Genomic DNA, 25,045 nt, shown 5'->3' on the forward strand with positions numbered 1-25,045 from the left:
CCCGATGAGCCAGGCGGCGCAGAACCTGAACTGGTTGATCACCAACTTCGTGGACAGCACCCCGGGTGTTTCCCACACAGTGGTGGTCTCCGCGGACGGGCTTCTGCTCGCGATGTCCGAGGGCTTCCCGCGTGACCGCGCCGACCAGTTGGCGGCCGTCGCGTCCGGGCTTACCTCACTCACCGCCGGAGCCTCCCGCATCTTCGAGGGCGGCAGCGTTAACCAGACGGTTGTGGAGATGGAGCGAGGATTTCTCTTCATCATGTCCATTTCCGACGGCTCGGCGCTCGCGGTTCTTGCACATCCCGAGGCCGACATCGGACTTGTCGGCTACGAAATGGCACTTCTCGTCGACCGCGCGGGCACGGTTCTCACGCCCGATCTCCGCGCTGAACTGCAAGGAAGCCTGCTGAACTAGTTCTCAACCGGCAGACAGGCAGTGCGCGTTGCGCCCAGGCGCCATAAGGTGCGTTGAGTGCGGTGCCGCTGAAGGTGGTGCTAAAGCAGGACGGAACAATGTGTGGCCCGCACGTTCTTGAGTCGGAGGAGGAAACATGACAATGCCCCCAGGCGGCCCGTCGTCGTACGGCAGTGGTCATGGTGAGAACGAGCGCCCGAGGCGCTTCAACTTCCCCTCCACGCCCAGCAGGCACGCCGCCGGCGGGCAGCCCGGTGACGAGCAGCAGGGGCCCGCCCAGCCACCGCCTTCGCCGCGGCGCCGTCAGACTTCCCGGTACGAGGAAGGGCTGTACGACTCGTCGCGCTACGACCGAGAATTCGAGCGGCGCCAGTTCGAACAGGCACCGCCGCCCCGCATCCAGCCGGTGCAGCCGCAGCCGCGTAAGGACTACGCAAGCCAGGGTGGCCGAAGCGAGCAGCAGCCGCTGGTGCGCCCGTACGCCATGACGGGTGGACGGACCCGTCCCCGCTACCAGCTCGCCATCGAGGCGCTGGTGCACACCTCGGCCGAACCCGCCAGGCTCCAGGGCCAGTTGCCCGAGCACCAGCGGATCTGCCGCCTGTGCTACGAGATCAAATCGGTAGCTGAGATCTCCGCACTTCTCACCATTCCCCTCGGCGTCGCCCGTATCCTCGTCGCCGACCTGGCCGAAGCGGGCCTTGTCGCCATCCACCAGCCGGGCGGCGACGACACCAACTCCGACGGTCAGCCAGACGTGACACTGCTCGAAAGGGTGCTCAGTGGACTTCGGAAGCTCTAGCGGCGGCGCTGCTGCCCGTTCCACCACCTCCGCGAAGATCGTGGTTGCTGGCGGTTTCGGTGTGGGCAAGACGACCTTCGTCGGTGCCGTGTCGGAGATCAATCCGCTGCGCACGGAAGCCGTGATGACTTCGGCGTCGGCGGGTATCGACGATCTGTCTCACACCGCGGACAAGACCACCACGACGGTGGCTATGGACTTCGGCCGTATCACGCTCGACCAGGACCTGATCCTGTACCTCTTCGGTACGCCCGGGCAGGACCGCTTCTGGTTCATGTGGGACGACCTGGTCCGCGGTGCGATCGGCGCGGTCGTCCTCGTCGACACCCGCCGGCTCGCGGACTGCTTCCCCGCAGTGGATTACTTCGAGAACTCCGGCCTTCCCTTCGTGATCGCCCTGAACGGCTTCGACGGGCATCAGCCCTACACGCCGGAGGAGGTCCGCGAGGCCCTGCAGATCGGGCCCGATGCTCCCATCATCACGACGGACGCGCGCCACCGCGCGGACGCGAAGAGCGCGCTGATCACGCTGGTCGAGCACGCGCTGATGGCACGCCTGCGCTAGCGCGCGCCACTCGCGCACGGCCCAGAGGCCGACGCCCCGCACGACGAAGGAGCCGGACCTCGGTCCGGCTCCTTCGTCGTCCCGGCACCATCGTCCGCGGCCACCCGGGCAACGCGTGCGCGAAGGCTGCCCGTACCGACGGACGCCACCGCGCGCGTGCATGCAGAAGCGGCGGGAGGGTGGGGGAGCGGCGCACCCGGCGGTGTGGAATACGCTGGAGCGTCGTCACCCCGTCCGGCCACGTCTGAAGGGCAGCCCCAACCCGTGCGCATCGCAAGATTCTCCCTCGACGGCAACGTCGCCTTCGGTGTCGTGGAAGGGGACGCGCAGACCGAAGGCGGCCCCGTGCTCGACATCATCAAGGGCCATCCCTTTGCGGAGTTCGAGCGCTCGGGCCAGAAGCTCCCCCTGGACAAGGTCCGGCTGCTGCCTCCCGTGCTGCCCAACAAGGTCGTCGCGATCGGCCGCAACTACGCCGAGCACGCCAAGGAGATGGGCAACGAGGTCCCCGACGCTCCGGTCGTCTTCTTCAAGCCGTCCACCTCCGTGTGCGGCCCGCACGACCCGGTGACGTACCCCTCCTTCTCCACGGAGGTGCACTACGAGGCCGAACTGGCCGTCGTCATCGGCCGGTTGTGCAAGGACGTGCCCCGCGAGCGCGTCAAGGACGTGATCCTCGGCTACACCTGCGGCAATGACATCACCGCCCGCGACATCCAGCGCAGCGAGTTGCAGTGGGCCCGCGCCAAGGGCTTCGACACCTCCTGCCCGCTTGGCCCTTGGGTCGAGACCGAGCTGGACGCCTCCGACCTCGGCGTGATGTGCACCGTCAACGGCGAGCAGCGCCAACTCGGGCGTACGAGCGAGATGATCCGCTCCGTCGAGGACCTGGTCGTCCACATCACGGAAGCCATGACGCTGCTTCCCGGTGACGTCATCCTCACCGGAACCCCGGCGGGCGTCGGCCCGCTCACCGTCGGCGACGAGGTCGCCGTCACCATCGAAGGCATCGGCACTCTCACCAACAAGGTGGTCAAGCGTGACTGACGCGACCGCGCCCGCATCCCCGTCCACGGACGTCACCAAGGACGTACGCGTACGGTTCTGCCCCTCGCCGACGGGCAACCCCCACGTCGGCCTCATCCGGACCGCCCTGTTCAACTGGGCGTTCGCCCGGCACCACGGCGGCACGCTCGTCTTTCGCATCGAGGACACCGACGCCGCCCGCGACACGGAGGAGTCCTACGAGCAGCTGCTGGACGCCATGCGCTGGCTCGGCCTCGACTGGGACGAGGGGCCCACGGCGTTCGACGCCGCCTCCGGCGGCAGCGGCGGCCCGCACGGCCCCTACCGCCAGTCGCAGCGCACCGAGATCTACGCCGACGTCGCGGCCAGGCTCCGGGAGGGCGGCTTCGCCTACCCCTGCTACTGCACCGCAGAGGAACTGGAGGTGCGCCGTGAGGCGGCGCGCAAGGCCGGCAGGCCCTCCGGTTACGACGGCACGTGCCGCGAGCTGACCGCCGAGCAGATCGCCGCGTACGAGGCCGAAGGGCGCACGCACATCGTGCGGTTCCGCATGCCCGACGAGCCGATCACCTTCACCGACCTCGTGCGCGGAGAGCTGACGTTCTCACCCGAGAACGTCACGGACTACGGCATCGTCCGCGCCAACGGAGCCCCGCTCTACACGCTGGTCAACCCGGTCGACGACGCGCTGATGGAGATCACGCACGTGCTGCGCGGCGAGGACCTTCTCTCCTCCACCCCGCGCCAGATCGCCCTCTACCGCGCACTCGCGCAGCTCGGCGTCGGCCCCGGCACGATCCCGGCCTTCGGCCATCTCCCGTACGTCATGGGCGAGGGCAACAAGAAGCTCTCCAAGCGCGACCCGCAGGCGTCCCTCAACCTCTACCGCGAGCGCGGATTCCTGCCGCAGGGTCTGCTCAACTACCTTGCCCTGCTTGGCTGGTCGATCGCCGAGGACCGCGACATCTTCTCGCTGGACGAGATGATCGCCGCCTTCGAGATCTCCGACGTCAACGCCAACCCTGCCCGCTTCGACCTGAAGAAGTGCGAGGCCATCAACGCCACACATCTGCGCGAGATGCCGCCCGGGGACTTCATCTCGGCCTGTGAGCCCTGGTTGCACGCTCCCTTCGCGCCGTGGCGTGAGGAGTCCTTCGACCGGGCGGCGTTCGAGGAGCTGGCCCCCCTCGCCCAGACGCGGCTGACGGTGCTCTCCGACATCACCGCCAACGTCGACTTCCTCTTTCTCGACGAGCCCGTGGAGGACGAGGCGTCCTGGGCGAAGGCGATGAAGCCCGGCGCCGAGGACGTGCTGCGCACCGCCCGTACGAAGCTCGCCGACGCCGACTGGAAGGCAGAGGCCCTCAAGGAGGCCGTGCTGGCGGCGGGCGAGGAGCACGGCCTCAAGCTCGGCAAGGCCCAGGCCCCGGTACGCGTCGCGGTCACCGGCCGCACGGTGGGCCTCCCGCTCTTCGAATCCCTCGAAGTCCTGGGCCGCGAGCGCACGTTGGCGCGCGTGGACGCGGCGCTGGAGAAGGTGGCGGCGCAGCAGGACGGCTGAGCTCCTGCGATGCGATTGGTGCGGTGGTCGCCGCCCTGGCCCTGAAGCCATTCTCTGACTAGAGTCAGAGAATGGCTGATGTGCAGATCGACCAGGTGCGGCGGTTCAATCGCACCGTCACGGAACGCGTGGGCGTGCTCTACGACCACTACCTGGGCCGTGACAGGCCCATCGGCGAGGCCCGCCTGCTCTGGGAGATCGGCGACCAGGGGCAGGACGTGCGGCGGCTGCGCGAGCGCCTCGGGCTCGACTCCGGCTACATCAGCCGGCTGCTGCGCTCCCTGGAGGCCGCCGGGCTGGTGACGGTGGAGCCGCAGCCGCGGGACAGGAGGGTGCGCACCGTCCGGCTCACCGGCACCGGCCGCGCCGAACGTGCCGTGCTCGACGACCGCAGCGACGAGCTGGCCGGCTCCATGCTGGAACCGCTCAACAGCGCACAGCGTGCCCGACTGGTGGAGGCCATGGCCGAGGTGGACCGGCTGCTGACCGCCGGGACGGTCACTCTGGACGTCGTCGACCCGGACCACCACGACGCCCGCCACTGCCTGCAGGGCTACTTCACCGAGCTACAGGAGCGCTTCGACACCGGGTTCGACCCGGCACGGAGCCTGCTCCCCGACGCGGGTGAACTCCGCCCTCCGAGCGGCCTGTTCCTGGTGGCCCGGCTCCAGGGCGAGCCCGTCGGTTGCGCGGGCCTGAAGCTCCCCGTCGGGGCCGCGGCCGAGATCAAGCGCATGTGGGTCGCGCCCCGGGCCCGCGGGCTGGGCCTGGCCCGCCGCTTCCTGGCCGAGCTGGAGGCGCGTGCCGCGCGGCACGGCTTCGACGCCTTGCGCCTGGACACCAACAAGGCGCTGACCGCCGCGATCGGCCTGTACCGGTCCTTCGGCTTCGAGGAGGTCGCAGCCTTCAACGACGAGCCCTACGCGCACCACTGGTTCGAGAAGCGCGTCACCGCTGCCGGAGCCGCGGCCGACGGCGATTCCTGATCCCGGGAAGCCCCATGTGGGCGCGCCGGGCAGGGGAAGTGGGGCTCGTCGGCTCTCAACCCTCCGAGAAAAGCGTCCGGTTCGGGGTCGGCGATGGGGGACGAACCCGTCGGCGACCCTCCGGCCGGAGGAACCCCCAAGCCCTGTGGGTGAGTTGGTGGAGGTGCCGCGAGCAGGTCGCTGCTGGCGCGACACCACTCGCGGCACGACGGGGCGGCGACGGTGCCGAGAGAGCCCTCGCCCCCGGCGGGTGCCCTGGCGCCGCGCGGACGGACGGTCCCGTGGCCCGTGATCCGGCTCTCACAAGGTCGCATGGAGGCACGCCGGCGGTCCCCATCTGCTGCGCGGCTGACCGGCTCGGCGCCAGGCGGGCGGTGGTTTCCGTTGGGCAGGCAGGCAACCCGTACCGCCTGGGAACCCGTTTTGGAGCGCCGTCGCCGATCGGGTACTGTTCTTCCTGTCGCCGAACGGGACGGAGCCGAGAGGCCCGACCGGAAGGCGGTCACTCGGACAAGATCCCCGTCAAGCAGAAACGCTGCTGGGGGTTGCGTTTTGGTGGGCTATGGTGTAATTGGCAGCACGACTGATTCTGGTTCAGTTAGTCTAGGTTCGAGTCCTGGTAGCCCAGCGCGATCTTGTATCGGCGCACTTCAAAAGCGCAATTCACAAGATCGAGGCCCCCGTTGTGTAGCGGCCTAGCACGCCGCCCTCTCAAGGCGGTAGCGCCGGTTCGAATCCGGTCGGGGGTACGGGTCGGTGGCGATCACCGGCCGAGCAGGGCCCCCGTTGTGTAGCGGCCTAGCACGCCGCCCTCTCAAGGCGGTAGCGCCGGTTCGAATCCGGTCGGGGGTACTCGATCAAGAAGCCCTCCGCGAGCGCGGAGGGCTTCTTCCGTGTGTGCGGCCTCTCAACTCTCCGTGCTGAAGCGCCTGTTGGACTCCTCCGCCTCCGCGAGCCGCCGCAGGCTGAGCAGCACCGGCTCGTAGAGCACGGTGCAGGCCACGGCGGCCTCGATCTGCTCCTCCGCGTCGCCGTAGCCGGCCACGAGATCCAGGTCGCTCTTGGCCACCTGGGCGGCCGCCCGCCCGTACGGCAGCAGATTCTCGGTGCCGCATGGGTAGCCGAGGCGCCGCAGGGCCGCGATCGCGCCCACCAGCATCCGGTACGCGGGAGACGTGGACCCGGCGGACTGCGAGAAGTTCCAGTCGAGGTCCGCGAGAAGGGTCTGGGCGGTGCGTTCCGCGGCCCCCGCCTCCGGATCGTCGGGTTCGGGCCGGTCGCCGTGGGGGAGTGCCCGCACGGCAGCCCCGATGCGGCTGTGCTGGTCCAGCGAACTGTCGTCGACGCAGGCCAGAACCTCGCGGGCCGTCGCCACGGGGAGTCGTCCGACCTGGGTGAGGGCGCGGACGAGGCCGAGCCGCCGCAGATGCGACTCCTCGTACTCGGCCTGCGTCGCCGAGACCCGGCGGCCCGGCGGCAGCAGCCCCTCGCGCAGGTAGTACTTGACCGTCGCGGTGCTGATCCCGCTGCGTTCACTCAGTTCCGCCAGACGCATCGCGTGCCGTCCCGTCCCGTCGAGCTGCCGATTCCCACTTGCGCTTCTCTTTGGATAGCGGCACTATCCTATAGCGGATAGTGCCGCTATCCAATAAGGGGAGGGAGTGTGCGCCATGGCAGGAAAGGTGCCGGAGGGACGGATGACGGCCGCCGCCCGGGGCGACATCGTCGTGTTCCTGATCGGGATGCGGATCAACAAGCTGCGGGCGCTGCGCAGTTGGCTGCCCGTCTTCGCGGCGATGCCGCGGATGCTGAAGGAGCTCTCGAAGGATGCCTCAAGTGGCTTGCTGGGCTTCCGGGTTCAGGTCGGCGGGCTCCGCGACATCAGCGTGGTGCAGTACTGGGAGTCCGAGGAGAAGCTGTTCGCGTACGCCACGGCCGCGGACAAGGAACACCGGCCGGCGTGGGCGGCGTACAACCGCAAGGCACGCAACGGCGGTGCGGCTGTGGGGATCTGGCACAAGACCTATGCGGTCCCGGCGGGCCGTCACGAGTCGATCTACGCGAACACGCCCCCGTACGGCCTGGGGGCGGCGCACGGAACCGAACCGGTCGGCAGGCGCGGTGAGCGCGCCGAGGAGCGGATGTCGTCCGGCAGGGCCGACGTCTGATGCGGGAAGGCGGGGCGTGATCGGCGCGTGCCGCTCACGGCGGAGGGGTGTGCGGCGTCGGGGAGGGAGCGCTGCCGCTCAGCCCGTCGTCCTGCGCAGCGACTCACTCAGCCGTGCGGCGGCGTCGACGATGGCTTGAGCGTGCATGCGGCCGGGGTGCCGGGTCAGCCGCTCGATGGGACCGGAGACGGACACGGCGGCGACGACGCGGTTGGACGGACCGCGCACAGGCGCCGAGACGGAGGCCACACCCGGTTCGCGCTCGCCCACCGACTGCGCCCAGCCCCTGCGCCGTACGCCCGAGAGGGCCGTCGCCGTGAAGCGTGCACCCTGAAGGCCCCGGTGGAGGCGTTCCGGCTCCTCCCAGGCCATGAGGATCTGTGCGGCCGAACCCGCCTTCATCGGCAGGGTCGAGCCGACCGGGACCGTGTCCCGCAATCCGGACAGCCGCTCGGCGGCGGCGACGCAGATGCGCATGTCGCCCTGGCGCCGGTAGAGCTGTGCGCTCTCGCCCGTCACGTCGCGAAGGTGCGTGAGCACGGGCCCCGCGGAGGCCAGAAGGCGGTCCTCGCCCGCCGCGGCGGCGAGTTCGCCCAGGCGCGGGCCGAGAATGAAGCGCCCTTGTATGTCCCGGGCGACCAGGCGGTGGTGCTCGAGAGCCACCGCGAGTCTGTGTGCCGTCGGACGTGCCAGGCCGGTCGCCCCGACCAGCCCGGCGAGGGTGGCCGGACCGGACTCCAGAGCGCTCAGTACCAGAGCTGCCTTGTCGAGAACGCCGACGCCGCTAGAGTTGTCCATGCGTCGATACTCGCGTCTCAGAGTGTGAAACGCAAGTTCCTTTTCCGGCGCCACCCGCCACCCTGTAGTGGCGGAGCACACCAAGGCCCGGGTCCCCGCAGGACCGTCGTGGCCGCGGTGAGCCATTGGATCTCGACATGTGGGCCGGCGACGTGGCTGGCCGGAGGGAAAGCGATGGGACGGACACTGGCGGAGAAGGTCTGGGACGACCATGTCGTCACGCGCGCCGAGGGCGAGCCGGATCTGCTCTTCATCGACCTGCACCTGCTGCACGAAGTGACCAGCCCGCAGGCCTTCGACGGCCTTCGCAAGGACGGCCGTCGTGTGCGCCGCACCGACCTCACCATCGCGACCGAGGACCACAACACCCCCACCATCGACATCGACAAGCCCGTCGCCGACCCCGTCTCCCGCACGCAGCTGGAGACGCTGCGCAAGAACTGCGCGGACTTCGGTGTACGGCTGCACCCGCTGGGCGACGTCGAACAGGGCGTCGTGCACGTGGTGGGGCCGCAGCTCGGCCTGACCCAGCCGGGAACGACGGTGGTCTGCGGCGACTCGCACACCTCCACCCACGGCGCGTTCGGCGCGCTGGCCTTCGGCATCGGCACCAGCCAGGTCGAGCACGTACTGGCCACCCAGACGCTGCCGATGGCCCCGTTCCGCACGATGGCGGTCACCGTCAACGGCGAACTCCCCGAGGACGTCACGGCGAAGGACCTCATCCTCGCGATCATCGCCAGGATCGGCACGGGCGGCGGCCAGGGCTACGTGATCGAATACCGCGGCGAGGCCATCGAGAAGCTGTCGATGGAGGCGCGGATGACCATCTGCAACATGTCCATCGAGGCGGGTGCCCGCGCCGGGATGATCGCCCCCGACGCCACCACCTTCGACTACGTCCGGGGCCGTGAGCACGCACCGCAGGGCGCCGACTGGGACGCCGCGGTCGAGTACTGGAAGACGCTGCGCACCGACGAGGACGCGGTCTTCGACCACGAGGTCGTCATCGAGGGCGGGGAGTTGGCCCCGTTCGTGACCTGGGGAACGAACCCGGGCCAGGGTGCGCCGCTGTCGGAGTCGGTGCCGGACCCGGCCTCCTTCGAGGACGAGGGCGCCAGGGTGGCGGCCGAGAAGGCTCTGGAGTACATGGGGCTCAGCGCCGGACAGCCGCTGCGCGAGGTCGACGTGGACACCGTCTTCGTCGGCTCGTGCACCAACGGCCGTATCGAAGACCTGCGTTCGGCCGCGGCCGTCCTCGAGGGGCGGCAGGTCGCCGACGGGACCCGGATGCTGGTCGTGCCCGGTTCCGTACGCGTCTCTCTCCAGGCGGTCGAAGAGGGCCTGGACAAGATCTTCACGGCGGCCGGGGCCGAATGGCGGCATGCGGGCTGTTCGATGTGCCTGGGGATGAACCCCGACCAGCTCAAGCCGGGTGAGCGCGCCGCGTCCACCTCGAACCGCAACTTCGAGGGCAGGCAGGGCAAGGGCGGCCGTACGCACCTGGTCTCGCCGCAGGTCGCCGCGGCGACGGCGGTGCTGGGGCACCTGGCCTCGCCCGCCGACCTGACCGACGTACGAGTGCCCGCCGGCGTCTGAGGAGAACGCACACCATGGAAGCCTTCACGACACACACCGGGCGGGTCGTACCGCTGCGCCGCAGCAACGTCGACACCGACCAGATCATCCCCGCGCACTGGCTGAAGAAGGTCACCCGCGACGGCTTCGAGGACGGGCTCTTCGAGGCGTGGCGCAGGCAGGACGACTTCGTGCTCAACCAGGAGGCGTACAAGGGCGGCACGGTGCTCGTCGCCGGCGAGGACTTCGGCACCGGCTCCTCCCGTGAGCACGCCGTATGGGCGCTTCAGAACTACGGCTTCAAGGCCGTCGTCTCCCCGCGCTTCGCGGACATCTTCCGGGGCAACTCCCTGAAGAACGGCCTGCTCACGGTCGTGCAGCCGCAGGAGACCGTCGAGGCGCTGTGGCGGCTGGCCGAGTCGGACCCGAGCGCGGAGGTCACCGTCGATCTTGTCGAGCGCAAGATCGTCGCACCCGGCGTCGAGTCCCCCTTCGAGCTGGACGAGAACGCCCGCTGGCGGCTGCTCGAAGGGCTGGACGACATCAGCCTCACCCTGAAGAACGAGGCCGCCATCGCCGACTTCGAATCGAAGCGTGCCGCGTTCAAACCCCTTACGCAGCAGGTGTGACGCACATCTGAGCGCACGCGCACCAGACGGCCCACAACCGCATCACCGCTCGCGCCCCACGCCCCCGCGGCGTGGGGCGCGAGTGTGTGTTGAGGAGCCGGTATGCGACAACTCACCGCAGATGGCACAATCGGTGCATGGAACGCGACGGTCAACTCGATCTCTACGACCGGCTCGCCGCCCGCTTGAAGGAGGCGCACACACGAGTGCGCACACTGCAAGTCCCCGAGGGCGTACGGGTGGCGCTGCAGCGAAAGCTGCTCGTCATCACGGCGGCCTCGAAGCACGATCTCGCCGACGCGGAGCGGCGCGTGGACCGTCTGATGACGGATATCGACGAGGGACGCTTCCCCGAGGAACAGGCAGGCAAGCGCGCTGACGGAACTCGATGAAGGGCGAGTTCGTTGCGGCACAAGGGTGATTCGCCCGTTTCATGTTTGATTCGCGGTATATATCTGCCTAGCGTGCGAAAAAGCTTGAACACATTCGTTCCTGCAATAGTTCCGAAGGGGAAGACGTGAACAAGGCGCAGCTCGTCGAAGCAATCCAGGACAAGCTCGGTGGACGGCAGCAGGCCTCGGAAGCGGTCGATGTCGTACTGGACGCGATCGTCCGCTCCGTTGTGGCAGGGGAGCGGGTCTCGGTCACCGGGTTCGGCTCCTTCGAGAAGGTGGACCGGCCCGCCAGGTACGCCCGTAACCCGCAGACCGGTGAGCGTGTGCGCGTGCGGAAGACCTCGGTGCCGCGCTTCCGCGCCGGTGCCGGCTTCAAGGAACTGGTCAGCGGGGCGAAGAAGCTTCCGAAGAACGACGTCGCCGTGAAGAAGGCCCCGAAGGGCAGCCTGATGGGCGGCACTTCCGCGAAGAAGGCCACCGCCAAGCGTGCGGGGGCGAAGAAGGCCGCCGCCAAGCGCGGAGCCGCCAAGAAGGCCACCGCCGCCAGGACGGCCGCGAAGCGGATGCCGGCGAAGAAGGCGGCGGCGAAGAAGACCGCCGCCAAGAAGATGGCGGCGAAGAAGACGACCGCGAAGAAGACGGCGGCGAAGAAGGCCACCGCCAAGAAGTCCGCGGCGAAGAAGGCCACCGCCAAGAAGGCACCCGCGAGGAAGGCACCGGGCCGCCGCACCGCCGCCCGCAAGACGACCGCAAAGAGGGCCACCGCGCGCAAGCGCTGAGGCCGTACGCACATCACGTCCCGCAGCGCCGGGCCGGACTCCCGCCGGGAGTCCGGCCCGGCGGGCGTTTCAGGGGTCTTGGTCGCCATGGAGTGACGTTCAGCGCGGCCGTGGGTCCTCCGGCCGCTCCGCTGCCGCGTTCAAGGGCGCCAGAGGGGCGCTCCCGGCCTCGGGGAAGCTTCCGTACCTCCGGAGGCGGGCGGAACCGCGCGGGCTCTCAAAGGGTCTGCAGCGTCACGAAGGTGACCCGTCGCTCGTCTCCGCTTCCCTCGACCTCGATGCGCAGGCGCTGCCCCGGGCGCAGCAGCCGCAGGCCCCCGGCGTCGAAAGCGGCGGCGTCGAAGGGGAGTGGCGTTCCGTCGTCCAGCAGCACGCTGCCCGTGCGCGTCTCCGGGTCGTAGGTGTACGAAGTGGCCTGCATGCAGCGAAGCCTAGAGGGTCACTGACCGCTGTTGACGGGCGCGGCCCCGGCTCCTTCGCACGGGACCTGCTCACGGCAGGCCCTGGCCGTGAAGGGGCCCAGCCCCAACGCACGGGCGGCCACCAGGTCCGCGGCCGTGTCCACGTCCCGCCGGACGCTGTCCACCCCGGCGAGCAGGATCTCCTGCGCCCCCGAGGCCCGGTGCCCGGCGCGGGAACGGGGGCCGAACACCGGGCCGAGCGCATGACCCGGAAGTGCCGAGAGCAGCGTGGTGCCCGTACCGTCCGCATCGGCGAGGAACGCGCGAGGCGAGCCCGCGGCGAAGTCCAGGACACGGGCGAGCTCTTCGGGCCGCAGCGCGGGCAGATCGGCGTTCAGAGCCGCCAGGGGGGCATCAGGGCAGCGCACGCGGACCTCTGCGGCACCGTGTGCCAGCGCGGGGTTGAGACCGGCGGACGGGACGTCCGGCACGATGCGTGCGCCGAGCGCGCCCAGCTCCCGTGCCGCACACCGGTCGTCCGTGACGACTGCCACATCGCGCACCGCCCCGCACGTCAGCGCCGCGCTCACCGTGTCCTGCGCGAAAGCCAGGGCCAACTGGGCACGCGCCGGGTCGCCCGCCGTCGCGGCGAGCCTGCTCTTGGCCCGTATCAGCGGCTTCAACGGCACCACGAGGGTCCACGCGACGGGCGTCACATGTGGCTGCACCCCCTCATTCTCCCCTGCCGCCCGAAGAGGCCGGGAGGCGCACGGCTACGGTTGCAGGGCAGAGCAGGCGAGCCGTGTGCTCGACATGGTGGGGGTAACGGGGTGAGACTTGCTCCTCGCGCGCCGGGGTGAACGCACGCCGGACGTGCCGGTCAGGCCCACGCCCGCCGTGCCGAGGGTCCCGCGCCCGTTGTCTGCGGCAGGCCCGCGCCCTGCCGCCCGCCGGGACCACGTGGCTGTTCGAACAGGCAAGAGGAGATGGTGTCCGGGTGTCCCGCCGCAGAATCGGCTTCTGGTACCGCCTTGCCGCGGTTTTGCTGAAACCGCCGCTCTTGGTGTTCTTCAAGCGAGACTGGCGCGGAATGGAACACATTCCGGAAAAGGACGGTTTTATCACCGTCGTGAATCACAACTCCGCCGTGGACCCGCTTTCCTATGCCCACTTCCAGTACAACACCGGCAGGGTCCCGAGGTTTCTCGCGAAGGTCAGTCTGTTCAAGAGCGGTTTCGTGGGAACGGCGATGCGCGGCACGGGTCAGATCCCTGTCTTCCGCGAGTCCAAGGACGCCATAGGAGCCTTCCGCGCCGCCGTGGAGGCCATCAACAAGGGCGAATGCGTCGCGTTCTACCCGGAGGGCACCCTCACGCGGGAGCCGGGCATGTGGCCGATGAAGGGCAAGACCGGTGCCGCGCGAGTGGCTCTGGAAACAAGGGCACCCGTTATTCCTGTCGCGCAGTGGGGAGCGAATCTCGCGGTGCCGCCCTATCCCAAGCGCGGCGACATCAAGCTCTTTCCGCGCAAGACGCTGATCGTGAAGGCCGGGCCGCCCATCGATCTCTCGGAGTTCTACGGTCAGGAACCGACCGCCGCTGTGCTGCGCGACGTCACGGACCGCATCATGGACGAGATCACCGCACTGCTTTCGGAGATCCGCGGGGAGCCCGCGCCCACCGAGCGTTACGACCACCGCGCAACCGAACACCGGCCGCAGGACGCGGTTCCGCCGCAGCCGCAGGCGGAACCGGCACAGCAGGCAGAGCGAGCACAGCACGACACGGCGCCCCCGGGGGGCGCCGGGGGAGAGAACGCGTGACGAAAGCCGCCGTATTCGGCACCGGTTCCTGGGGCACCGCCTTCGCGATGGTGCTCGCCGACGCGGGCTGTGAGGTGACCCTCTGGGGCAGGAGAGCGGAGCTGGCCGAGGCGGTCAACACCCGTCGCGTGAACCCCGACTACCTTCCCGACGTCGAACTTCCCGCATCGGTGCGGGCCACCACGGACCCGGCCGAGGCGGCGGACGGCGCAGAGTTCACGGTGCTCGCCGTGCCGTCCCAGACGCTGCGCGGCAACCTCGCCGGCTGGGCGCCGCTGCTGCACACGGACACGGTGCTCGTCTCCCTCATGAAGGGCGTCGAACTGCGCACCGCGAAACGGATGAGCGAGGTGATCGAGGAGGTCGCCGAGGTCGAACGCTCCCGGGTCGCCGTGCTCACGGGGCCCAACCTGGCCAAGGAGATCGCCGCGCGCCGTCCGGCCGCTTCCGTCGTGGCCTGCACGGACGGTTCCGTGGCGCAGCGTCTGCAGGCTGCCTGTCACACTCCGTACTTCCGCCCGTACACCAACACCGACGTCGTCGGCTGTGAACTCGGCGGAGCGGTCAAGAACGTGATCGCGCTGGCGGTCGGCATCGCCGACGGCATGGAACTCGGCGACAACGCCAAGGCCTCACTGATCACCCGCGGTCTCGCCGAAACCACGCGCCTCGGACTGGCGATGGGCGCGGACGCGCACACCTTCGCGGGCCTCGCCGGTATGGGTGACCTGGTGGCGACGTGCTCCTCGCCGCTCTCCCGCAACCACACCTTCGGCACCAACCTCGGCCGCGGCATGACGCTCGAGGAGACGATCGCGGTCACACGACAAACCGCGGAAGGTGTCAAGTCGTGCGAGTCCGTACGTGAACTGGCCCGTATGCACGGCGTGGAGATGCCCCTCACGGAGACCGTTGTCGGCATCGTCCACGACGGCAAGCCGCCCCTGGTGGCCCTCAAGGAACTGATGTCGCGCAGCGCGAAGGCGGAACGCGTCTGACGGTCAACGGCCGTCCGTCGCATGCTCGTACCACCGCCCACCGGGGTGGCCGTAATCGCCCCGGGCGCCCGGCAGTTGGGCCGTCGGCGCTCCTCGTCCGCGGGCGCGTACGTGGCGGCCTCTGCGGCGGGCGGAGCCGGTGACGACGCGGGCCGCGGACCCTGACGCGTGTGGGCCCAGACGGTACAGTCGACGCGATATGAGCAGCCAGAGCCCCTCCCGCAAGCCCCGCGTCGCCGTCGTCTTCGGCGGCCGAAGCTCCGAGCACGCGATCTCCGTCGTCACGGCGGGCGCCGTGCTCGGCGCGATCGACCGCGACAAGTACGAAGTGCTGCCCATCGGCATCACCAGCGACGGCCACTGGGCGCTGACCGCCGACGAGCCCGAGCGGATGGCGATCGAGAACCGCAAGCTGCCCAGCGTGGCGGATCTGGCCGACGCACAGCCCGGCGGGGTCCTGCTACCCGTCGAACCGGGCAACCGCGAGGTGACGTACCAGGAGCCCGGTTCCGTGCCGAAGGCGCTGGGCGAGGTCGACGTCGTCTTCCCGGTGCTGCACGGCCCGTACGGCGAGGACGGCACCCTGCAGGGGCTGCTGGAGCTCTCCGGGGTGCCCTACGTCGGTGCCGGTGTCCTCGCCTCGGCCGTCGGCATGGACAAGGAGTACATGAAGCGGGTCTTCGCTTCGTTCGGGCTCCCTGTCGGTCCGTACGTGACGATCCGTCCCCGTGAGTGGCGGACGGATCCGGGCGCGGCCCGCAAGCGCATCGTGGACCTGGCCGGCGAGCACGGCTGGCCGCTGTTCGTGAAGCCCGCCCGAGGGGGCTCGTCGATGGGCATCACGAAGGTCGACGACATCGGAGGCCTGGAGGATGCCGTGGCCGAGGCGCAGCGTCACGACCCGAAGGTGATCGTCGAATCGCTGCTGAACGGACGCGAGATCGAGTGCGGGGTGCTGGAGTTCGAGGACGGGCCGAGGGCCAGCGTCCCCGCCGAGATCCCGCCCGTGAGCGCGCACGACTTCTACGACTTCGAGGCCAAGTACATCGACTCCGCCTCCGGCATCGTGCCCGCGCCCCTCACGCCCGAGCAGACCGCGCGCGTTCAGGAACTGGCGGTGCTGGCCTTCGAGGCGACCTCGTGCGAAGGGCTCGTCCGAGCGGACTTCTTCCTCACGGACAGCGGCGAGTTCGTCATCAACGAGATCAACACGATGCCGGGCTTCACCCCGATCTCCATGTATCCGCGGATGTGGCAGAAGAGCGGCGTGAGCTACGCGGAGCTGGTGGACCGGCTCATCCAGGCGGCCCTGCGGCGCGAGACGGGCCTGCGGTAGCGGGCAGGAGGGCGCACGACGCGTGCGGTGGCGGCACGGGCGGTCAGGAGCGCTTCGGCACCGATGCGCGTATTGCCTTCGCGAGATCGGGCAGCGCGTTGATCTCCGGCGCGTAGTCGTCCGGAACGCTCAACTCGACGTTCGCGGCACGGTCGGTGGTGGTGAAGCGGTAGCCGCCGTCCCGTCGTTCGAGCAGCCAGGAGACCCCGTTGACTTCCGCCGCCTCCGCAGTGGGGTTGTAATGTTCACTACCGGGCGAGAGCTTCTCGGGGCGCGGCACACCACAGCGCATCTCGATGGCCGGATCGCCCCACGCCGCGGTGTACTTCGAGGCGGGATCGAGCGTGATCCGCTGCTGCCCGTCCACACGCTTCGGCAGCCGGTCGTGCAGCGACCGGCATGCCTCGGCGACCTTGCCGGAAGGGCTGGGCGGCGCCGGTCCACTGTCGTCCCCGCCCGTGCAGCCGGCGGCTGCCGCGACGGCGACGGCTACGGTGACGGCGCAGGAGGCCCGGCGCAGGGAAGTGCTCACCGGGCGAGCATACGGGGGAGCTAGAGATGAACGATCGGACAGGTCAGGGTGCGGGTGATGCCGTCCACTTGCTGGATCTTGGCCACGACCATGCGTCCGAGCTCGTCGACGGAGTCGGACTGCGCACGCACGATGACGTCGTACGGGCCGGTCACGTCCTCCGCGTGAAGAATCCCGGGAAGTTTCGCGATGACGTCGGCGACGGTCGATGCCTTGCCGACCTCGGTCTGGATCAGGATGTAGGCCTGTACCACGGAACCTCCAGGGCGGCTACGAGGATCATGGGGGGAGAGGGATCGCCACGGTACCGCGTTGCCGCTACCGCGCGGGAGACCCCCAGCACAGCCGGTGACGGCGGGTTGACGCGGCTGACGTCGCCAACCGGACGACAGGACCCAACGGGGGCCGGGCAGAGGGAGAAAGGCGAAAGGGCGCAGCGATGCATCTGAGCGGGGAGTACCGCGGGGGCCGGCCGCGTACGCCCGGCACCGTCGGGGAGCTCGGAGAGTTCGGCCTGATCCGGGAGTTGACGTCCCGGCTTACCACCACGCCCGCCGTGCAGATCGGTCCGGGCGACGACGCCGCCGTGGTCTCCGCGCCCGACCGCAGAGTCGTCGCGACGACCGACATTCTCTTGGAGGGGCAGCACTTCCGGCGGGACTGGTCCACGGCATATGACGTGGGACGCAAGGCCGCCGCGGAGAACCTCGCCGACATCGCGGCGATGGGGGCAGTGCCGACGGCACTGCTGCTCGGCCTCGTCGTCCCCGCCGAACTCCCCGCGAACTGGCCGACGGAGCTCATGGACGGCATCCGCGACGAGGCGCAGGTCGCCTCTGCAGCCGTCGTCGGCGGGGACGTCGTACGCGGCGGGACGATCACCGTCTCCATCACGGCTCTCGGCGACCTGCGCAACAGGGAACCGGTCACCCGGTCCGGCGCGCGTCCCGGCGACACCGTGGCCGTCACCGGCTGGCTCGGCTGGTCGGCGGCGGGCCATGCCGTGCTCTCGCGCGGGTTCCGCTCGCCGCGTGCCTTCGTCGAGGCGCACCGGCGGCCCGAACCGCCGTACCACGCGGGCCCGGCGGCGGCTGAGCTCGGGGCCACGGCGATGACGGACATCAGCGACGGCCTGGTGGCCGACCTCGGGCACATCGCCGAGGCCAGCAAGGTCCGGATCGACCTGCGCTCCGCCGACCTCGACGTGCCTGCGCAGATGTCGGACATCGGTCAGGCGGTGGGCGTCGATCCGTTGCACTGGGTGCTCACCGGCGGCGAGGATCACGCCCTCGTGGCGACGTTCCCCTCCACCGCGAAACTTCCGGCGCGCTGGCGCAAGATCGGTGGGGTGCTGGCGCCCGGCACACAGCCGCGGGTGACCGTGGACGGCGCACCGTGGGACCGGGCGGGCGGCTGGGACCACTTCGCCGCGGGTGGCGACGGCGACGGGGGCTGACGTACGCGGCCGGCGGGCCCGGAGGTCCGTACACCGCCCCTGGTGACGGGCCCTCGTGCACATCCGGGGGCCCGGTTACGTTTGTGCGCATGGAGACGACACCCGCGCACCCCGCGCCGCCCCGAGTGCTGACCATCGCCGGTTCCGACTCGGGAGGCGGCGCGGGCATCCAGGCCGATCTCAAGACGATGCTGGCGCTCGGCACTCACGGCATGAGCGTCGTCGCCGCCGTGACGGCGCAGAACTCCGTCGGTGTGCAGGGCTACTGGGAACTGCCGGCCGAGGCGGTACGAGCGCAGTTCCGCAGCGTCGTGGACGACATCGGCATCCAGGCGGCGAAGACCGGGATGCTCGCCTCGGCGGAACTCGTGGAGACCGTGGCCGGTCTGCTGGCCGGTGTGGGGGAGCCGGTCGTCGTCGACCCCGTCGGCGTCTCCAAGCACGGCGATTCGCTGCTCGCGCGGGAGGCGCTGGATTCCGTTCGCACCAAGCTCCTGCCGACCGCGACCGTCGCCACCCCCAACCTCGACGAGGTCACACAGCTGACGGGCGTGCGCGTCAACGACGAAGCGGGGCTGCGGGAAGCCGCCGCGGCCGTGCTTTCGTACGGACCGCGCTGGGCGCTGATCAAGGGCGGGCACCTGGCCCGTGACGGCGCGGACATCGGCCACGGCGACGAAGCCGTCGACCTGCTCACCGACGGCCACGAGGAGCACTGGCTGCGGGGGCCGCGCCACGACAACCGCCACACCCACGGCACCGGCTGCACCCTCGCCAGCGCCCTCGCGGCGGGCCTGGCACGCGGTCTGTCCGTGCCGGAGGCGGCGAGGGAGGCCAAGGAGTACGTCACGGGTGCGATCGCGGCAGGATTCGCGCTCGGGGCGGGTCTGGGGCCCGTGGACCACGGCTGGCGGCTGCGCGGGAACTGACGGGACCGGGCCCACGGCACGGCGGAGTCCGTCGACAAAGCGAGAAGCCGGTCCGTCATCACGACGGACCGGCTTCGGAAAGCAACCGGCTAGGTGGCCGCACTGCTGAAAGCGCCACCCGGGCCCTGCCCTGCGCCGGACGGCGAGGGAGGATACCTACAGGCCCAGGGGGAGCGTCAGCGCGAGACCTTGCCGGCCTTGATGCACGAGGTGCAGGCGTTGAGGCGCTTCGGCGTCCCGTTGACCACTGCACGCACGCGCTGGATGTTCGGGTTCCAGCGGCGCGGTGTGCGGCGGTGCGAGTGGGAGATGCTGTTGCCGAAGCCCGGCCCCTTGCCGCAGACATCGCAGTTGGCAGCCACGGGTCACTCCAAAGACTTCAGATGCATGTACGGAAAATCCCGGCGACGCAGGCACAGTGATCGACCGGCACTGCCAGGGAGGTCATGACGCCCGATACTCATCAGGCAACCGGAGCAGCATACAACGCCTGCTCATGAACGGCGAAACCAGCCCGTGAGGCCTGCCCGCCGGTCACGATCGTCCCCGAGCAGGCGCCCCGACCGCCGAGCGTTCCCGGGCCCCTTCGCCCGCGGGCCTGTTCCGTTCGGCACCCCACCGGTGCTCTCATCTAGCCTTCGGAAACCGCATGGCCCTCGACGCGGATCGTCGCGCGCAGCAGTTCGCCGCGGACCGGGGGCATACGAGAAGCAGACCGGAACACAGCTGACGGAGACCGTGCCGTCTCCGGACTCCAGAGGAGGTCCTCACGTGCCGCAGCCGTTCGACTCCACGGTGGTACGGGCATGGATCGCGTTCGCACTGGAGGCGGTCGGTGAAGCCTGCGAGGAGATCGACGCCATCAACGTCTTCCCCGTGGCGGACGGCGACACCGGCACCAACCTGCGCCGGACCCTGGAAGCCGCGTCGCAGGCCCTGGACGCCGAATGGGACGCGAGCGACCCGGCGGCCCCTGCGCTACGCGCCCTGTCCCGTGGCGCGCTGCTCGGTGCGTGCGGCAACTCCGGCACGATCCTGGCCCAGCTGCTGCGCGGGATGGCGGAGACGTACGGGGCCACCGGCGCGGCCGAAGGCTCGAAGGCCGCCGACCCGGGCGAAGTCCCGGGCGCCGGGCGGCTGTTGGCCGAGGCACTGACGCGCGCCGCGGACTCCGCGTACGCGGCCGTCGCCCATCCCGTCGAGGGCACGATGCTCAGCGTCGCGCGGGCGGCGGCTGACGCAGCGGCCCGTACCGCCGCTGAACAGCACGCCGACGCCGAGGCCGTGGCCCGTGCCGCACACGAGCGCTCTCATGAGGCGCTGTCGGAGACCACCGGGCAGCTCGACGTGCTGCGCCGCGCCGGTGTCGTCGACGCCGGCGGCAGCGGCCTGGTCGCCGTGCTCGGAGCGCTGGCCGACGCCCTGGCGGACCCGGAGCAGGGCGACGCCCCGCGCAGGCGCCGCGCGTACACCGGGTCCAACACCGCGGCGGGAAGCGGCACTTCACCCGGCGCGTCCGTGCCGCCGGACGGGGGCGGTGGAGGGTACGAGGTGATGTACCTCCTGGACGCCGACGATGCCGCGGTGATCGCCCTGCGCGAACGTCTCGACGGTCTCGGCGACTCGCTCGTCGTCGGCGGCGGGGACGGGCTGTGGAGCGTGCACGTGCACGTCGACGACGCCGGTGCGGCCGTGGAGGCGGGTGTCGGCGCGGGACGGCCGCACCGCATCCGCATCACTCATCTCACCGCGGGTGAGGCCGGCGAGCCCTGCGCCCCGGAGCACACCGACTCCGGCGGCACCGCCCCGCACGGGCGCGCCGTCGTCGCCGTCGTACACGGGGACGGGCTGGCCGGGCTCTGCGAGGACGCCGGCGCGACGGTCGTACGGGCGAAGGAAGCGTTGGGAAGCCCGGACGGGGAGCCCTTGGCAGCGGCCGTGCGCGCGACCCGGGCGGCGGAGGTCGTGCTGCTGCCCAACGACATCGATCTGCACGCCGCCGCCTCCCGCGCGGCGGACGGGACCCGGACCGAGGCGCCGGAGCTGCGCGTGTCAGTCGTGCCCACCCGGGCCGCCGTGCAGGGCATCTCCGCGCTGGCCGTCCACGATCCGGAGCGCCGCTTCGACGACGACGTGGTCGCCATGACGACCGCGGCCGGGGCGACCCGCTACGGCGAAGTGACCGTCGCCGACCGGCCGTTCTGGACGATGGCCGGCGTCTGCGAGGCCGGTGACGTGCTCGGCCTCGTGGAGGACGACGTCGTCGTGATCGGCAGCGACGTGGCCGAGGCGGCCGCGGACGTGCTGGAGCGGATGCTCGCGGCGGGCGGGGAGTTGGTCACGCTGATCGTCGGAGAGCACGCCCCGCAAGGACTGGCGGACCGGCTGGAGGAGCAGGTGCGCGGCGGTCACCTCGCCGTCGACACGGTGGTCTACGAGGGACGGCAGCACTCCTCGCTGCTGCTGATCGGCGTCGAATGAGTGTCCCCGGCGGCGCCGCAGGCCACCAGCCGTGACGACGCGGGTCCGTCCCGACCCGCCGGTTCGGCACCCTGCCCCACCCCGGCCTCGCTCATTGCCCCGGTCCTGTCGGCGTCATGGTGTGCAATGGGGGCGTGTCCGCGCTCGACGAATCCCTGAAGAAGCACCTGGGCGGCAGCACCGCCAAGGTCCTTGCCGAACACCTCGGCCTGAACACGGTCGGTGACCTCCTCCACCACTATCCGCGGCGGTACGAGGAGCGCGGTCACCTGACGCGGCTGTCGGATCTTCCTCTGGACGAGCACGTGACAGTCGTGGCGCAGGTCGCCAAGTCCACGGTGCACTCCTTCAACCGCGGCAGGGGGCAGCGGCTCGAGATCGTTCTCACCGACGGCAGCGGCCAGTTGCAGCTGGTCTTCTTCGGGCGCGGCATCTATCAGCCGCAGAAGGACCTGCAGCCGGGCACGCGGGCGATGTTCGCCGGCAAGGTCGGCGTCTTCAACGGACGTCTCCAGCTGGCACATCCGCAGTACGAGAAGCTCGGGGCCGGAAGCGGCGACGAGGACGTCGACGCGTTCGCCAACAGGCTGATGCCGATCTATCCCGCCGTCGCGCAGTTGGCGTCCTGGAAGATCGCCAAGTGCGTCGGCACGGTGCTCGGCTCCATGCAGGCCACGGGCTGGGACGGCCTCGTCGACCCGCTGCCGTCCGCCATCCGCGAGGACCGGCGGCTGATCGCGCTGCCCGATGCGTTCGAGAAGGTGCACCGGCCGCGTACGAAGGCGGACGTCGCCGCGGCCCGCGACAGGCTGAAGTGGGACGAGGCGTTCATCCTCCAGGTCGCCCTCGCGCGCCGCAGGGTCGCTGAGGCCCAACTGCCCGCCGTGGCACGCGTTCCCGTCGAGGGCGGTCTGCTGGACTCCTTCGACGCCAAGCTGCCTTTCACCCTCACCGACGGGCAGCAGCACGTCAGCCGCGAGGTCTTCGACGACCTCGCCGCCGAACACCCCATGCACCGTCTCCTCCAGGGCGAGGTCGGCTCCGGCAAGGCGCAGCCTCTGGACGCGCTCGTCCTCACGCCAGGCGGGTTCCGCGAGATGCGGGAGATCGGGGTCGGCGACGAGGTGATCACACCCTCGGGCGAGCCGGCGCCCGTGGACGGCGTCTTTCCCCAAGGGGAGCGCGACGTATGGCGGTTGACGCTCTCCGACGGAAGCACCGTGGAGTGCGACGACGAGCATCTGTGGCTCGTTGGCACCGCCGGGGCGTGGGCGCGGGCCGAGCGTCCTCAGGTGCTGACCACGCGGGAGATCAGGAACGACCTGATGTCGCCCGCGGGCTCGCCGAAGTGGTATCTGCCGCAGGCGGTGCCGGTGGACCTGGGCGCCCCTGCCCAGGGCACGGAGGACCCGTACGCGACGGGCAGGGAACTGGGACGTCCCTGCGGCGGGGGCCCCGTCCCCCGCACATGCATGGAGGACTCGCTCAAGAACAGGCTCGCGCTGCTCCAGGGGATCCTCGACGCGGGAGCCGACGGCCGGGACGGCGGGCCCGCCGCGGACGGGGACCACGACGCCGTCGTCCTCCGCTCCCGCTCCCGGGCGCTCGTCGAGGACGTCGCGTGGCTGGCGCGGTCGCTCGGCGGACACGCGCGCATCAGACCGGAGAGGCCGCCTCACGAGGCCGAAGCCGGTGCCGCGGACTCGGCCGTCACACTGCTGCTCCTGCCGGAGCACAGCCCGTTCGGCTCGGAGGCCCTGGACGCCCGGGAGACCCCCCTGGAGACGGGCGGCATCGCGCGGGGGAGCGCACCCGAGTCGCTGCGCCGCTCCGTACGCGCGGCCGAGCGCGTCGGCCGCAAGCAGGTCCAGTGCATCAGCGTGCGCCACCCCGACAGGGCCTACGTCACCGACAACTTCACGGTCACGCACAACACGATGGTGGCCACCAGGGCGATGCTGACCGTCGTCGACAGCGGCGGCCAGGCCGCGCTGCTGGCCCCCACCGAGGTACTCGCACAGCAGCACCACCGCTCGGTGACCGGGATGATGGGCGAACTCGCCGAGGGCGGCATGCTCGGCGGCGCGGACAGCGCCACGAAGGTCGTGCTGCTCACCGGCTCCATGGGCGCTGCCGCCCGCCGCCAGGCCCTGCTCGATCTGGCAACCGGCGAAGCCGGAATCGTCATCGGCACGCACGCCCTGATCGAGGACAAGGTCCGCTTCCACGACCTGGGTCTCGTCGTCGTCGACGAGCAGCACCGCTTCGGCGTGGAACAGCGGGACGCCTTGCGCTCCAAGGGAGTTCACCCTCCGCATCTGCTGGTGATGACGGCGACACCCATCCCGCGCACCGTTGCCATGACCGTCTTCGGCGATCTGGAGACCTCCGTGCTGAACCAGCTCCCGGCCGGCCGCTCACCCATCGCCAGCCATGTCGTGCCCGCCAGGGACAAGCCCCATTTCCTGGCCCGTACGTGGGAGCGCGTACGGGAGGAGACCGAGGCCGGACACCAGACGTACGTGGTCTGCCCGCGCATCGGCGACGACGAGGAGACGGGGAAGCCGGGCGCCAAGGCCGGGAAGAAGAAGGCCGCGACGGACGCCGACGCGGCCGAGGAAGTCGGCCAGGCGGGGGAGACGGGCGCGGACGGCGAGGAGGAGGGCAGGCGTCCGCCGCTGTCCGTGCTCGACACCGTGGCCCAGCTGCGCGAGGGCCCCCTGGCCGGGCTCCGCGTGGAGGCCCTGCACGGACGGATGCAGCCCGACGTCAAGGACGAGGTGATGCGCCGCTTCGCCCAGGGCGACATCGACGTCCTCGTGGCGACGACCGTCATCGAGGTCGGCGTGGACGTACCGAACGCCACCGTCATGGTGATCATGGACGCCGACCGCTTCGGCGTCTCCCAGCTCCACCAGCTGCGCGGCCGCGTCGGCCGTGGTTCCGCCGCCGGCCTGTGCCTGCTGGTCACGGAGGCGCCGGAGACGGGCCCCGCCCGCGCACGTCTGGACGCCGTCGCCTCGACGCAGGACGGCTTCGAGCTCTCCCGCGTCGACCTGGAGCAACGCCGCGAGGGCGATGTGCTCGGGCAGGCGCAGTCGGGTGTGCGCACCTCGCTGCGGATGCTCGCCGTCATCGAGGACGAGGAGATCATCGAGGCCGCGCGGCAGGCCGCGACCGCCGTCGTCGCGGAGGATCCGGAGCTGGAGCGGCTGCCGGAGCTGCGCACGGCGCTGGCGGCCCTGCTGGACGAGGAGCGCGAGGACTACCTGGACAAGGGATGACCGGCCGCCGCCCCGAGGCAGGCGCGTGCGCCGCCGCCGTGGGATCCTCGGTTCCGACGGCCGGGACCGGGCCGGCTCCGGCCGCACGAGAGAACGAAGGA

Annotated in this window: 25 protein-coding genes and 3 tRNA genes; 21 read left to right on the top strand and 7 right to left on the bottom strand. The window is 70.5% G+C overall.

What is annotated here, in order from left to right; translation table 11 throughout:
* Positions 1 to 4: 4 nt before the first annotated feature.
* The 9 genes from I004_RS0109940 (at position 5) to I004_RS0109980 (ending at position 6,210) form a co-directional block, all read left to right on the top strand.
* Entirely contained in the window at positions 5 to 418 is a 414-nt protein-coding gene (locus I004_RS0109940) for a roadblock/LC7 domain-containing protein (RefSeq protein ID WP_037975732.1), read from the top strand.
* Positions 419 to 554: 136 nt separating this feature from the next.
* A complete protein-coding gene (locus I004_RS0109945; protein WP_028435359.1) occupies positions 555 to 1,220 on the top strand; it encodes a DUF742 domain-containing protein in 666 nt (221 codons plus the stop codon).
* On the top strand, positions 1,201 to 1,785 hold the full coding sequence (locus I004_RS0109950) for a GTP-binding protein (protein WP_028435360.1): 585 nt from the start codon (positions 1,201 to 1,203) through the stop codon (positions 1,783 to 1,785). The genes I004_RS0109945 and I004_RS0109950 overlap by 20 nt, the downstream gene beginning before the upstream one ends.
* Before the next feature lie 264 nt (positions 1,786 to 2,049).
* Positions 2,050 to 2,832, top strand: a complete 783-nt coding sequence (locus I004_RS0109955) for a fumarylacetoacetate hydrolase family protein (protein ID WP_028435361.1) — start codon at positions 2,050 to 2,052, stop codon at positions 2,830 to 2,832.
* Positions 2,825 to 4,372 (top strand): glutamate--tRNA ligase, encoded by a 1,548-nt coding sequence (gene gltX / locus I004_RS0109960; RefSeq protein WP_028435362.1) that lies wholly within the window; start codon positions 2,825 to 2,827, stop codon positions 4,370 to 4,372. The genes I004_RS0109955 and gltX overlap by 8 nt, the downstream gene beginning before the upstream one ends.
* A gap of 71 nt (positions 4,373 to 4,443) precedes the next feature.
* Complete coding sequence (locus I004_RS0109965) at positions 4,444 to 5,358, top strand: helix-turn-helix domain-containing GNAT family N-acetyltransferase (protein ID WP_028435363.1); 915 nt, start codon at positions 4,444 to 4,446, stop codon at positions 5,356 to 5,358.
* A 556-nt stretch (positions 5,359 to 5,914) separates the two neighbouring features.
* Positions 5,915 to 5,986 (top strand) — tRNA-Gln (locus I004_RS0109970).
* A 48-nt stretch (positions 5,987 to 6,034) separates the two neighbouring features.
* Positions 6,035 to 6,107 (top strand) — tRNA-Glu (locus I004_RS0109975).
* A gap of 30 nt (positions 6,108 to 6,137) precedes the next feature.
* Positions 6,138 to 6,210 (top strand) — tRNA-Glu (locus I004_RS0109980).
* A gap of 55 nt (positions 6,211 to 6,265) precedes the next feature.
* On the opposite strand, the gene I004_RS0109985 is transcribed toward I004_RS0109980, so the two are convergent.
* Complete coding sequence (locus tag I004_RS0109985) at positions 6,266 to 6,913, bottom strand: MerR family transcriptional regulator (RefSeq protein ID WP_028435364.1); 648 nt, start codon at positions 6,911 to 6,913, stop codon at positions 6,266 to 6,268.
* A gap of 115 nt (positions 6,914 to 7,028) precedes the next feature.
* Between I004_RS0109985 and I004_RS0109990 the strand changes: the two genes are divergently transcribed.
* On the top strand, positions 7,029 to 7,526 hold the full coding sequence (locus I004_RS0109990; RefSeq protein WP_028435365.1) for a DUF4188 domain-containing protein: 498 nt from the start codon (positions 7,029 to 7,031) through the stop codon (positions 7,524 to 7,526).
* Positions 7,527 to 7,604: 78 nt separating this feature from the next.
* On the opposite strand, the gene ndgR is transcribed toward I004_RS0109990, so the two are convergent.
* Positions 7,605 to 8,324: an IclR family transcriptional regulator NdgR gene (ndgR, locus tag I004_RS0109995; RefSeq protein ID WP_028435366.1), complete on the bottom strand. Its 720-nt coding sequence runs from the start codon at positions 8,322 to 8,324 to the stop codon at positions 7,605 to 7,607.
* 174 nt (positions 8,325 to 8,498) lie between these two features.
* On the opposite strand from ndgR, the gene leuC reads away from it, so the two are divergent.
* The 4 genes from leuC (at position 8,499) to I004_RS0110015 (ending at position 11,705) form a co-directional block, all read left to right on the top strand.
* The gene (gene leuC, locus I004_RS0110000) at positions 8,499 to 9,923 is read left to right on the top strand and encodes a 3-isopropylmalate dehydratase large subunit (RefSeq protein ID WP_028435367.1); all 1,425 of its coding nucleotides are present in this window, start codon (positions 8,499 to 8,501) and stop codon (positions 9,921 to 9,923) included.
* Between the two features lie 14 nt (positions 9,924 to 9,937).
* The gene (leuD, locus tag I004_RS0110005) at positions 9,938 to 10,531 is read left to right on the top strand and encodes a 3-isopropylmalate dehydratase small subunit (protein WP_028435368.1); all 594 of its coding nucleotides are present in this window, start codon (positions 9,938 to 9,940) and stop codon (positions 10,529 to 10,531) included.
* A gap of 137 nt (positions 10,532 to 10,668) precedes the next feature.
* Positions 10,669 to 10,923: an SCO5555 family protein gene (locus tag I004_RS0110010; RefSeq protein ID WP_028435369.1), complete on the top strand. Its 255-nt coding sequence runs from the start codon at positions 10,669 to 10,671 to the stop codon at positions 10,921 to 10,923.
* A gap of 125 nt (positions 10,924 to 11,048) precedes the next feature.
* On the top strand, positions 11,049 to 11,705 hold the full coding sequence (locus tag I004_RS0110015) for an HU family DNA-binding protein (protein ID WP_028435370.1): 657 nt from the start codon (positions 11,049 to 11,051) through the stop codon (positions 11,703 to 11,705).
* A 217-nt stretch (positions 11,706 to 11,922) separates the two neighbouring features.
* Here the strand turns inward: I004_RS0110015 and I004_RS0110020 are convergent, their stop codons facing one another.
* Both I004_RS0110020 and cofC read right to left on the bottom strand, forming a co-directional pair.
* Positions 11,923 to 12,126, bottom strand: a complete 204-nt coding sequence (locus I004_RS0110020) for a hypothetical protein (protein ID WP_028435371.1) — start codon at positions 12,124 to 12,126, stop codon at positions 11,923 to 11,925.
* A gap of 18 nt (positions 12,127 to 12,144) precedes the next feature.
* A complete protein-coding gene (gene cofC, locus I004_RS33220; RefSeq protein WP_051344895.1) occupies positions 12,145 to 12,834 on the bottom strand; it encodes a 2-phospho-L-lactate guanylyltransferase in 690 nt (229 codons plus the stop codon).
* Positions 12,835 to 13,103: 269 nt separating this feature from the next.
* On the opposite strand from cofC, the gene I004_RS0110030 reads away from it, so the two are divergent.
* The 3 genes from I004_RS0110030 (at position 13,104) to I004_RS0110040 (ending at position 16,262) form a co-directional block, all read left to right on the top strand.
* Positions 13,104 to 13,928, top strand: a complete 825-nt coding sequence (locus I004_RS0110030) for a lysophospholipid acyltransferase family protein (RefSeq protein WP_028435372.1) — start codon at positions 13,104 to 13,106, stop codon at positions 13,926 to 13,928.
* Positions 13,925 to 14,926 carry an NAD(P)H-dependent glycerol-3-phosphate dehydrogenase gene (locus I004_RS0110035; RefSeq protein WP_028435373.1) on the top strand — a complete coding sequence of 334 codons (1,002 nt, stop codon included), beginning with the start codon at positions 13,925 to 13,927 and terminating at the stop codon, positions 14,924 to 14,926. The genes I004_RS0110030 and I004_RS0110035 overlap by 4 nt, the downstream gene beginning before the upstream one ends.
* Positions 14,927 to 15,125: 199 nt before the next feature.
* Complete coding sequence (locus I004_RS0110040; RefSeq protein WP_028435374.1) at positions 15,126 to 16,262, top strand: D-alanine--D-alanine ligase family protein; 1,137 nt, start codon at positions 15,126 to 15,128, stop codon at positions 16,260 to 16,262.
* Positions 16,263 to 16,305: 43 nt separating this feature from the next.
* On the opposite strand, the gene I004_RS33225 is transcribed toward I004_RS0110040, so the two are convergent.
* Complete coding sequence (locus I004_RS33225; RefSeq protein ID WP_037975637.1) at positions 16,306 to 16,794, bottom strand: DUF3515 domain-containing protein; 489 nt, start codon at positions 16,792 to 16,794, stop codon at positions 16,306 to 16,308.
* A 20-nt stretch (positions 16,795 to 16,814) separates the two neighbouring features.
* Positions 16,815 to 17,048 carry an Lrp/AsnC ligand binding domain-containing protein gene (locus I004_RS0110050; protein WP_028435375.1) on the bottom strand — a complete coding sequence of 78 codons (234 nt, stop codon included), beginning with the start codon at positions 17,046 to 17,048 and terminating at the stop codon, positions 16,815 to 16,817.
* Between the two features lie 185 nt (positions 17,049 to 17,233).
* Between I004_RS0110050 and I004_RS33230 the strand changes: the two genes are divergently transcribed.
* Together I004_RS33230 and thiD are read left to right on the top strand one after the other, a co-directional pair.
* A complete protein-coding gene (locus tag I004_RS33230; protein WP_051344896.1) occupies positions 17,234 to 18,250 on the top strand; it encodes a thiamine-phosphate kinase in 1,017 nt (338 codons plus the stop codon).
* A gap of 89 nt (positions 18,251 to 18,339) precedes the next feature.
* Positions 18,340 to 19,179 carry a bifunctional hydroxymethylpyrimidine kinase/phosphomethylpyrimidine kinase gene (gene thiD, locus I004_RS0110060; protein ID WP_028435376.1) on the top strand — a complete coding sequence of 280 codons (840 nt, stop codon included), beginning with the start codon at positions 18,340 to 18,342 and terminating at the stop codon, positions 19,177 to 19,179.
* A gap of 176 nt (positions 19,180 to 19,355) precedes the next feature.
* On the opposite strand, the gene rpmB is transcribed toward thiD, so the two are convergent.
* Complete coding sequence (gene rpmB, locus I004_RS0110065) at positions 19,356 to 19,541, bottom strand: 50S ribosomal protein L28 (protein WP_028435377.1); 186 nt, start codon at positions 19,539 to 19,541, stop codon at positions 19,356 to 19,358.
* 409 nt (positions 19,542 to 19,950) lie between these two features.
* On the opposite strand from rpmB, the gene I004_RS0110070 reads away from it, so the two are divergent.
* The gene (locus tag I004_RS0110070; RefSeq protein WP_028435378.1) at positions 19,951 to 21,660 is read left to right on the top strand and encodes a DAK2 domain-containing protein; all 1,710 of its coding nucleotides are present in this window, start codon (positions 19,951 to 19,953) and stop codon (positions 21,658 to 21,660) included.
* 116 nt (positions 21,661 to 21,776) lie between these two features.
* Positions 21,777 to 24,944: a helicase-related protein gene (locus tag I004_RS0110075; RefSeq protein ID WP_037975639.1), complete on the top strand. Its 3,168-nt coding sequence runs from the start codon at positions 21,777 to 21,779 to the stop codon at positions 24,942 to 24,944.
* Positions 24,945 to 25,045: the final 101 nt, after the last annotated feature.

Source organism: Streptomyces sp. TAA486, assembly GCF_000426165.1.